Here is a 10192-nt window from a genome sequence, read left to right as displayed (position 1 = left end):
TCCGCCGCCCGCCGCAAGACCGTGCGCACCGGCTCGGGCGCGCTCACCGCCACCGCATCCGCGGCCGCCGCGGTCGGCAGCCCGGCCCGCAGGCACGCCGCGAACAGATCCAGTGCCGCCGCCACCCCCAGCGGGTCCGGCCGCGCCCGTACCACCGTTCCCCGATCCGGCCGCCGCCGGTCGACCAGCCCACCCAATCGCCGCCGCCCCACATCCCGGCCCGGGAGCAGCACCAAGGCGACGGCTACGAGCAAGAGCGGCGTCGAGTACGCGCTCATGGCAGTGACTTCCGTGCTCATGGCAGTGACTTCCGTGCTCATGGCAGTGACTTCCGTCCAGGGCGGTCTGCGGCGGGGAGGTTCGAAGCCGCGACGAAGCACGGGCCCGCGGGTGGACGGGATGTCTGGTCGGGGCGGAGTTCGCCGACCCCTTCCGGATGGCGCGAGGGAAGCGTGGTCATCGCAGGACCTTTCGGGTGATGGCGTCCGTCCAGAGGAGGCCGGTGCAGGTCAGGGTGGTGCCGAGGGGGAGGAGGAGTTGGCCGGGTGGGGTGGTGAGGAGGATGTGGAGCGGGGCGGCGCCCATCAGGTGGCCCAGGGCCAGGCCCAGGAGGGGCAGGGCGGAGAGGACGGCGGCGGTGGCGTGGGCTCCGGCCAGTGCGGCTCGGGTGCGGGCCTGGAAGCGTTTGCGGCCCAGAAGGTCCGTGCGGGCGGCGGTGAGCAGTTCGGCGAGCGCCAAGCCGTGGGATTCGGCGACCTGCCAGGCATCGGCGACCCGGGAAAGGTCGTGGGCTATGGCGCTGTTCGGTTGGCGGAGGCCGCTGGCGCCGCCGCCGCCGAGGCGGCTGCGGGCCGCGCTCACCGCGAAGGCGCGGCTGGCATCCCCGGCGGTCTCGCGGGCGGCGATCTCGGCGGCGACGCTGGGGTGGGCTCCCACCCGCAGCTCACCGATGATCACCTCCAGGCCGTCGAGCAAGTGGTCGAGTTCGGCGCAATGGCGGCGGGCGCGCAGACGGCGGCGGTGGCGCACCGCGAATGTCATGGCGAACACGGTCGCGGCGAGCATGGTGCCGAAACCGACCAGCCACAGGCTCAGTGGGGTCAGTACCGCGGCTATCCGGATTACCGTCGGCAACAGGACTTTCCGCTTCGTCGTCCGCGGGCCGAACAGGGCCGCGAACCGGCGGCGTGCGGGTGGCGGCGGCACTGTCACAAGGGCGAGCGCCAGGCAGGCGAGCGCTGAGCTCGGATAGGCGAGCATTTCAGGCACCACGGCTCCGATCCGTCGACTTGGACCGGGTCTCCGCCCCAGCGCACCGCCGACCCAGCCGGGCTCTCGTCCGCACGCCACATCTCCCCCACCTGCACCGCGGATCTCCGTACCGGGAGGGTGGTACCGAATCGGGCGTTGTCGCGGTGCTCATCGTTCGAGGCGTTCGTCGATGAGGCGGGCCAAAACGGGAGCCGCGGGGGCGGGGCGGGTGGTGGCGGTCCAGGCGGGCTCGATGTGGACGGTGCCGGAGGGGGTACGGGTGACGACGCCGATCTCACGGAGGGCACGGGAGCCGTCGAGGCGGCGGTGGACGTGCAGGACGACCTGAATGGCGGCGGCCAGCTGGCTGTGCAGCGCGAGGCGGTCCATACCGCCCAGCGCCGCCAGGGCCTCCAGACGGGCGGGGACCTCGCCGGGCGAGTTTGCGTGCACGGTGCCCGCGCCGCCGTCGTGGCCGGTGTTGAGCGCGGTCAGCAGGTCCACCACCTCCGCGCCGCGAACCTCGCCGACGACGATGCGGTCGGGGCGCATGCGCAGCGCCTGGCGGACCAGGTCGCGAACCGTGACCTCGCCCACCCCTTCGACATTCGGGGTGCGCGCCACCAGCCGGACCACGTGCGGGTGCGGCGGGGCGAGTTCGGCGGCGTCCTCCACGCAGACGATGCGTTCGGCCGCGTCCACCTTGGCGAGCAGTCCGGAGAGCAGCGTGGTCTTACCCGCGCCGGTACCGCCGACCACGAGAAAGGCCAGGCGGGCGCGAATAATGTTCTCCAGCAGGCGTTTCGCATCGGGCGAGACGGCACCGGCAGCAGCCAGGGCATCGAGGCCCTGTGTCGCCGGGCGGAGTATGCGCAGCGACAGGCAGGTGCCGCCGTGGGCGATGGGGGCCAGCACGGCATGCAGCCGCACGCCGAAGGAGTTCGCCACCGCCGCTTCGCTTCCGGCGAGCCGACCGTCCACCCACGGCTGCGCGTCGTCCAGTCGTCGCCCGGCCGACAGCGCCAGTCGCTGCGCCAGCCGCCGCACCGCGGCCTCGTCCGGAAACCGCACCGAGGTCCGCCGCAACCCCTGTCCGCGGTCCACCCACACCGCATCCGGGCCGGTCACCAGCACATCCGCCACCTCGGGGTCGTGCAGCAGCGGCTCCAGCACCCCCGCTCCGGTCAGTTCCGTCTGCAGCAAGCGCAGCGCCCGCAGCAGATCGGTATCGCCGAGCACCCCGCCCGCCTCGGCCCGAACAGCCGCCGCCACCTGCGCCGGATCCGGATCCCCGACCCCGTCCGCCAGCCGCTCCCGCACCCGCTCCAGCAGTTCGGCGGTCACCAGCGCGCTCATCGCCGCCCCAGTTCCGGCATGAGCGGTGTGACAGCAGGCCCGGCCGGGACATCGTGCGGTGCAACAGGATCGACCGCGGTTTCGCGCGGTTTCGGCTGCTGTGTCGCGAAGGCGTGCCGTATCGGCTCGCGGGGCGCTGTGCACCCGGATCGCGGTGGGGCGCCGGTGGAGGTGAGCACACCGAGGACGGCGGTGGCGGCGCGGTGGAGGGGATGGCGGGCGTGCAGGGGCAGGCCGCCGCGTTCCAGCTGGTGGGACAGCGCGGGGAGGGCGCGCATGGTGTGAAGCAGCGGGAGGTCGAGGGCGGTGGCGATGTCGGCGGGGCGCAGGCCGCCGGGGGCCGGCCCGCGAACCAGCAAGGCGAGGTTGGGATTTCGGGTGCGGAGGCGGGCGGTGGTGGGTTCGGCGGCGGCTACCGCGCGGAGCTGGGCGGGGGCGATGAGCACCACCAGGTCGGCCGCGTCGAGAAGTTGGTCGGCGGGTGCGCCGCGTTCGGTGGAGAGGTCGCAGACGAGCAGATCACCCGCGCCGCGCACGGCATCCAGGACGGCGCGCACGGCCGTCGGCGGCGGAGCGGGCGTGGATCCGTCTCTGGTGCAGGCGAGTACGGTGATGCCGCCGATACCGGGCAGTGCCGCGTACAGCGCGTCGGCGGCGACGCGGCCGTGCTCCACGGCGAGGTCGGGCCAGCGCGGCCCTGGTGCCTTCTCGAGGCCGAGCAGCAGATCGAGCCCGCCGCCGAAGGGTGCGGCGTCCAGCAGCAGCGTGCGCGGCCGGAACCGACGCCGCGCCGCCGTGAGTGCGATGGCCGCGGCCAGGGTGGACGCACCGGCCCCGCCGCAGGCTCCGGCCACCGCGACCACCACCCCGCGACCGCCGCCACCGTGAGCATTCGCGGCGAATCCCGCGATCAGCGCCTCGGCCGCGTCGGGTAAGGCCAGCACCTGTTCCGCACCGATGGCGGTGGCGGTCTGCCAGTCGAGCAAACCCGGTTCGCCCTCGGTGACCAACAACACCCCGGGCCGCCGCGGACACCGCGCGGCCGCGCATTCGCGGGCGGCGGCGGCATCGAGGAGGACCACGGACGCCCCCATCCAGTCGTGGCGCCCGACCGGTAGCGCCCGCTCGTCCACGCGCCGATCCGCAGCGGCGGCGATGCGGCGGATCTCGGCGCGCAAGCCCTGCCGGTCGACGAGCATGAGCGCGGGCGCGGCGGCGACAACAGGGTTCATGCTGTTCAGCGTCACGGATGCGGATGACCGACGACAGACCCGCAGCGGCGAGTGTGGATAACACGCGGCCTGTGGAGAACTACGCACCCGCGGGACAGAGGCGAATCGGTCCGGAAATAGAGGACGGCCCCAGCCGGGGGGGGAGGAGGCTGGGGCCGTCGGGGTTCAGCCCCGGGGGGTCGGGCTGAACGCGCCTGGACCATGTCCAGGTAATTGCGATACTACACCCAAGCCCCGCCCGGAATGCAAGTCCGTCGCGCGAGTCGTTTTCCGAACCGGACATGCCGGCTTCCGGCTGGCAAACCCGTCCGGACCGACCGCCCGCCACCCCACCGCCCCGGAAAACCTATTCTGGACGGCGTGACAGCCGAACGCGGACGAGTCGCCGCCTTCTTCGATCTCGACAAGACCGTGATCGCCCGATCCAGCGCCTTCGTGTTCAGCAAGCCGTTCCTGGATCAGGGTCTGCTCAGCCGCCGCGCGGTGCTCGAAAGCAGTTATGCCCATTTCCTGTTCCTGCTCAGCGGCGCCGACCACGACCAGATGGAGCGGATGCGCGCCCATCTCACCAGCATGTGCGCTGGTTGGGACGTCGAGCAGGTGAAGGGCATCGTGGCCGAGACCCTGCACGAGATCGTGGACCCGCTCATCTATGCCGAGGCCGCCGATCTCATTGCCGACCACCGCATCCGCGGCCACGACGTGGTCGTGGTGTCGGCCTCGGGCGAGGAGATCGTCGCTCCGATCGCCGCCGCGCTGGGCGCCGATCATGTGTCGGCCACCCGCATGGTCGTCGAGAACGGTAGGTACACCGGCGAGGTCGAGTTCTACTGCTACGGCGAGGGCAAAGTTCAGGCGATCGAAAAGCTTTCCGCCAGTGAGGGTTATGACCTGTCTCGCTGCTACGCCTACTCCGACTCGGTGACCGATCTGCCCATGCTGGCGGCGGTCGGACACCCGACGGCGGTGAATCCGGACCGGGCACTGCGGCGGGAGGCGCATCAGCGCGGCTGGCCGGTGCTGACCTTCGAGAATCCGGTGTCGCTGTGGTCTCGCATCCCCGCCCCCTCGACCACCACGGTGGCCGCGAGCGTGGCCGTCGGACTCGGCGCGGTGGCCGCCGGGGCGCTGAGTTACCGACTACTGCGCAAGCGGCGCTGAGCTGGCGTGAAACGCCGCGCGACACACCGCTCGAGGAAAGTCTCCGCAGCTCTTGCTGTGAGTGCGGTCACAGAGTAACAATGGTGACAAGGAAGGACGGAAGGCCAAGATCGGATCGGAAGAGAAGGTCCTATCTCCCATCCCACCCTTCCCAGCACGGACACCAGGCACCCACGCGGAGCACGCCGCGACAAGGGCACGAGTGTTGTGGGCCTGCGTTATCCGTGATTCCGTCGATGACGGCCCCGCACACGCTGTAGGGATGAATCGGCGGGGTCCGGAGAGCTCGCCGAGGCCGAATCACACAACCCGATACAGCACGCTTGGTAACCCGGTAGTCCGTGCTAGCGGGCGGTGAGGTCGCAATGGCGACAACGCCGCCCGCTCTGATGTGCAGGGGACTTCCTGGCCTGATATCCAGCGCAGCCTGATATCCAGCGCAGCCCGATATCCAGCGCAGCCCGATACCCAGCGGCGAACTCAGCCGGATGCCGCGTCGGCGATCGAACGGGCTTCGCGGGCGCCATCTTCCAGCGCCCCGGAGTGGAAGATGACCCAGCCGCCCACCGCGTTCGGGGTACCGGTGCCGAACGCGGCCACCGCATCCAGATACGCCTGACGGCGGCGCAACAGGAACACCTCCGGCACGCCGAGGCTGTGCGGATCCAGCCCGCTGGACACCGCGACCAGCCGGGAAGCCGCCCGCGCCACGATGCCGTCGGCGGTGCCGAACGGCCGCAGCGTCAGCAGCTCCCCGTGCACGACGGCCGCGACCACCGGGGCGGGGGCGTTCGTGGTCAACACCGTCTGCGCCAACAGGTCGAGCCGTTCCGCCACTCCCGGCACATCCCGCGGACGCCCCAGCGACTGCTGGTCGGTGACCATATCGGCGGCGGCCAGCAGATGCAGCCGCGCGAGTGCTTGCAGCGGCGCACGCTGCCACACCCCGGCGAGCGTGCGCAGCGCCTCCCCGTCGAGGGCCTGCCCGACCCGCAGCGATCCGGCGAGCACCGGGTCCTCCACCCGCCCGTCGGCCGGAATGTCGATGCTGCCGCCGTCGATGGCCGCCGACGACCGCGCCGCCCGCACCGCCGCCTCGGCCGCCGTGGTCGGCCAGCCACGCCGGTTGGCCCGGTGCCGGTGCACCTCGGCGAGCGCGTCGCGGGCCTTGTCGGCGGCCTCGCGCACGCCGGGCAGGTCGACTAGGGGCTGGAGCGGGTCGGTCACGGGTTACGAGGCTACTGGTCCCGGATGACCGAGCCACCCGCCCCCTCGACGCGCCGCACGTGCCTCGACGACACGACCCGGCTTCGAGTCGCCACACCACGGTGGCCACCCGGCCTCGGCTGGCAATCGACCGGGAACGACATGAGCCCCGATGCCCGAGTTACCAACCCCGTCGGCCGAGGTACCGGCTTCGTGCCCGGTCGGCCCGGCGACCGACTGCCTCACGACACCCCTGAGACAAGCCTCCCGCCACCTTCCCTCCCCGCCACCTTCGCCGGTAGTCGGCCACCATCCCTCACGTGCGGCGCGCCTGCTGATGCCTCGTGCTCAACTCGCCAGCAGGTCCCGCCCCGGGATGGCGTCGAGCAGGCGGCGGGTGTAATCGGATTCCGGATTGTCGAAGACGTCGGTGGTGGCGGCGGCCTCGACCACCCGGCCCCGCCGCATCACCACCACATCGTCGGCGATCTGACGGACCACGGCCAGGTCGTGGGTGATGAACAGGTAGGACAGGCCCAGCTCGGCCTGCAGGTCGTTGAGCAGGGTGAGGATCTGCGCCTGCACCAGCACGTCCAGTGCGGAGACGGCCTCGTCGCAGACCACCACCTCGGGCCGGAGGGCGAGAGCGCGGGCGATGGCCACCCGCTGGCGCTGGCCACCGGAGAGCTCATTGGGGTAGCGCCGCATGACCGAAGCGGGCAGCGAGACCTTGTCGAGCAGGTCGCGGACGGTGTCCTCGCGCTCGGACCGGGTGCCGACACCGTGCACGCGCAGCGGTTCCTCGATGGTGCGGTAGATGGAGTACATGGGGTCCAGCGACCCGTACGGGTCCTGGAACACCGGCTGCACGCGTCGCCGGAAACCCAAGGCCGACTTACCTTTCAGTGCCGCCACCGGAGCACCGTCGAACAGCACCCGCCCGGCGGTCGGGGTCAGCAGCCCCAGCACCATGTGCGCCACGGTCGATTTCCCGGACCCGGATTCGCCGACGATGGCCGTGGTGGTGCCCCGCCGCAGCCGGAAGGAGACATCGTCGACAGCCGTGAAGTCCGTCGACTGCCAAGGTCGCTTGCCGCGGATCCGGAATCTCTTGACGAGGTTCTCGGCGATCACGACATCATCGGGCAGGGTGGCGGTTTCGGCCTCGGCGACTTCCACCGCGTGCTCGCGGACCTCGACGCGCTGGCGCGGCGTCGAGAGCCGTTGCGAGGCCAGCGAGGGTGCGGAGTTCACCAGTTTCTTGGTGTACGCGTGCTGTGGGTCGCGCAGAATCCGCAGTGCCGGACCGGATTCCACCACCCGCCCGCGATACATGACCACCAGGTGTTCGGCGCGTTCGGCGGCTAGGCCGAGGTCGTGGGTGATCAGCAGGACCGCCGTGCCGAGTTCGGCGGTGAGCCCGTCCAGGTGGTCGAGGATCTGCCGTTGCACGGTGACGTCGAGCGCCGAGGTGGGTTCGTCGGCGATGAGCAGTTTCGGCCGGCAGGACAGTCCGATGGCGATGAGGGCGCGCTGGCGCATACCGCCGGAGAATTCGTGCGGGTACTGGTTCACCCGCCGCTCGGCGTCGGACATCCCGGCTTCCTCGAGCAGTTCCATGGCGCGGCGGCGCGCTTCGGCGCCCTTGGCGATGCCGTTGGCCGCCAGGGTTTCCCGCACCTGGAAGCCGATCTTCCAGACCGGGTTCAGGTTGGACATGGGATCCTGGGGCACCAGTCCGATGCCGCGCCCGCGCACGGCGACGATCTCCTGCGCCGACGCCCGGGTGAGATCCTTGCCGTCGAATCGGATGGACCCCGAGGTCACCTGTCCGGTGCCGGGTAGCAGGTCGATGATGGCGTGTGCCGTGGTGGACTTCCCGGAGCCGGATTCACCGACGATGGCGACGGTCTGCCCCGGGTACACGGTGAGACTCACATCCCGCACGGCGGGCACCCGCTTGCCGTCGGAGGTGAAGCACACAGTGAGATCGCGGATATCCAGCAGTGGCGTGTCATCAGCAGTCACGGCGCTCACCTCTTCCGGGCTTTGGGGTCGAGGGCGTCGCGCACGGCGTCGCCCAGCAGGATGAAGCTCAGCACCGTAATGGCCAGCGCCGCAGCGGGATAGAACAGGATGGCGGAGGTGCGCAGATCGTTCTTGGCCTTGGCGATATCGCCGCCCCAGGACACGATGTCGGGTGGCAGGCCGACGCCGAGATAGGACAGCGTCGCCTCGGTGACGATGAAGACGCCCAGCCAGATGGTGGACACCACGATGATCGGCCCGGCCGCGTTGGGCAGCACGTGCCGCAGCAGAATGCCCAGCCGCGACACCCCCAATGCCTGTGCCGCCGTGACATATTCACTGCTCTTGGCCTCGATGACGGCGCCGCGGGCGATGCGCGCGGCCAGCGGCCACGTGAACGAGGCGAGCACCAGGATGACATTCCACATGGTGGTGGGCCGCAGCATCTGCAGCAACACGATGGCGGCGAGCACCATGGGGATGGCGAAGAAGATCTCGGCGATGCGCGACACCACCGAATCGAGCAGCCCGCCGAAGAAGCCGGCCAGCGCCCCGAGCGTGCCGCCGATGAACATGAACAGCGCCGCCGCGCCCAGGCCCACCATGACCGACGCGCGCGCACCGTAGATGGTGCGGGCGTACACATCGCATCCCTGTTTGTCGAAACCGAAGGGGTGCCCGGGCCGGGACGGCGCCATGCTGTTGTCGATCACGCATTCGCGCGGGTCCTGATCGCTGAACAGCCCGGGCCACAGCACCACCACGGCGACGATCAGGATGAGCAGCATCGCGACGATGAAGATCGGGTTGCGGCGCAGTCGTCGCCAGGCGTCGGTCCAGATGCTGGTCGGCTCACCGGTTTCCACCACGCGGTCGGTGGCGAGCACCTCCACCTCGTCGGGTGGCGCGACATAGTGCCCCTGTCCGGGCCGGGTACCGGCCTCGGATTCCTTGACGAGGTCAGACATAGCGGATCCTCGGATCGAGTGCGGCGTAGAGCAGGTCGATGAGCAGGTTGGACAGCAGGAAGATCACCACGAGCACGGTCACGAACGACACCACCGTGGGTGGTTCCACGCGGGTGATCGCCTGGTACAGCGTCCCGCCGACGCCCGGAATATTGAAGATGCCCTCGGTGACGATGGCGCCGCCGATGAGCGCGCCCAGATCCGCGCCCAGGAAGGTGACGACCGGGATCATGGAGTTGCGCAGGATGTGGACGGTGACCACCCGCCGTCGTCCCAGCCCCTTGGCGGTGGCGGTGCGCACGTAGTCGGCGGACATGTTCTCGGCCACCGAATTCCGGGTCAGCCGCAGCACATACGCGAACGACAGCGACCCGAGGACGAAGGCGGGCACCAGCAGTTCGGCGAAACTCGCGTCCCCGGTGACGGTGGTCGGGGCGATCCCCCATTTCACGCCGAGCAGGAACTGCGCCACATAGCCGACCACGAAGACCGGCACGGCGATGATGACCAGGCTGGCGACCAGCATGGTGGAGTCGAACAGACGGCCCTTGCGCAGGCCGGCGACGAGTCCGAAGAGAATGCCGAACACGCCTTCGATGAAGACCGCCATGAAGGCGAGTTTGATGGTGATCGGGAAGGCGCGGGCGAGTTCGTCGCTCACCGGCCGCCCGGAGAAGGCGGTACCGAAGTCGAGGGTGAAGATGCCTTTCAGGTAGAGCAGGTATTGCGTGATGAGCGGCTGATCGAGGTGGTATCGGGCGCGCAGCTGAGCTTCGATGGCGGGAGTCAGGGGTTTCTCACCGGCCAGCGCCGCGATCGGGTCGCCGGGGATGAGGAAGACCATCGCGTAGATCAGGAAGGTCGCGCCGAGGAACACCGGGATCATCTGGAGTAGGCGCCGCAGGACATACCAAGCCATATTTCCTCCGGAAAGTGGTGGGGCGGGGCGCGGGGGGCGGGGCCGGCGCGGCGGGGGGGGCGGGGGGGTGT

General features: G+C 70.4%; 8 protein-coding genes and 1 pseudogene. 1 reads left to right on the top strand and 8 read right to left on the bottom strand.

Annotation, left to right across the window (positions count from 1 at the left end; all coding sequences use genetic code 11):
* The 4 genes and pseudogenes from QK444_RS24315 to ssd form a co-directional block, all read right to left on the bottom strand.
* Positions 1-299, bottom strand: a pseudogene (locus QK444_RS24315) (hypothetical protein); the annotation flags it as partial.
* A gap of 157 nt (positions 300-456) precedes the next feature.
* A complete protein-coding gene (locus tag QK444_RS24310) occupies positions 457-1260 on the bottom strand; it encodes a hypothetical protein (protein ID WP_282784023.1) in 804 nt (267 codons plus the stop codon).
* 159 nt (positions 1261-1419) lie between these two features.
* On the bottom strand, positions 1420-2607 hold the full coding sequence (locus QK444_RS24305; RefSeq protein ID WP_282784021.1) for a TadA family conjugal transfer-associated ATPase: 1188 nt from the start codon (positions 2605-2607) through the stop codon (positions 1420-1422).
* Complete coding sequence (ssd, locus tag QK444_RS24300; protein WP_282784018.1) at positions 2604-3839, bottom strand: septum site-determining protein Ssd; 1236 nt, start codon at positions 3837-3839, stop codon at positions 2604-2606. Before ssd ends, QK444_RS24305 begins: the two co-directional genes overlap by 4 nt.
* A 360-nt stretch (positions 3840-4199) precedes the next feature.
* On the opposite strand from ssd, the gene QK444_RS24295 reads away from it, so the two are divergent.
* Positions 4200-5000, top strand: a complete 801-nt coding sequence (locus QK444_RS24295) for an HAD-IB family hydrolase (protein ID WP_282784016.1) — start codon at positions 4200-4202, stop codon at positions 4998-5000.
* Positions 5001-5480: 480 nt separating this feature from the next.
* Here the strand turns inward: QK444_RS24295 and QK444_RS24290 are convergent, their stop codons facing one another.
* The 4 genes from QK444_RS24290 to QK444_RS24275 all read right to left on the bottom strand — a co-directional run bounded on the left by QK444_RS24290 (position 5481) and on the right by QK444_RS24275 (position 10121).
* Positions 5481-6227: an oxidoreductase gene (locus tag QK444_RS24290; protein WP_282784014.1), complete on the bottom strand. Its 747-nt coding sequence runs from the start codon at positions 6225-6227 to the stop codon at positions 5481-5483.
* 327 nt (positions 6228-6554) lie between these two features.
* Positions 6555-8234, bottom strand: coding sequence for an ABC transporter ATP-binding protein (locus QK444_RS24285; protein ID WP_282784012.1), 1680 nt, complete (start codon positions 8232-8234; stop codon positions 6555-6557).
* Positions 8235-8239: 5 nt separating this feature from the next.
* A complete protein-coding gene (locus QK444_RS24280; protein ID WP_282784010.1) occupies positions 8240-9202 on the bottom strand; it encodes an ABC transporter permease in 963 nt (320 codons plus the stop codon).
* A complete protein-coding gene (locus tag QK444_RS24275) occupies positions 9195-10121 on the bottom strand; it encodes an ABC transporter permease (RefSeq protein ID WP_029925088.1) in 927 nt (308 codons plus the stop codon). The genes QK444_RS24280 and QK444_RS24275 overlap by 8 nt, the downstream gene beginning before the upstream one ends.
* Between the last annotated feature and the right edge of the window lie 71 nt (positions 10122-10192).

This window comes from Nocardia sp. CC201C (assembly GCF_030010695.1).
Lineage (GTDB): Bacteria > Actinomycetota > Actinomycetes > Mycobacteriales > Mycobacteriaceae > Nocardia > Nocardia otitidiscaviarum.
This window is presented reverse-complemented; position numbering and strand designations above follow the sequence as displayed.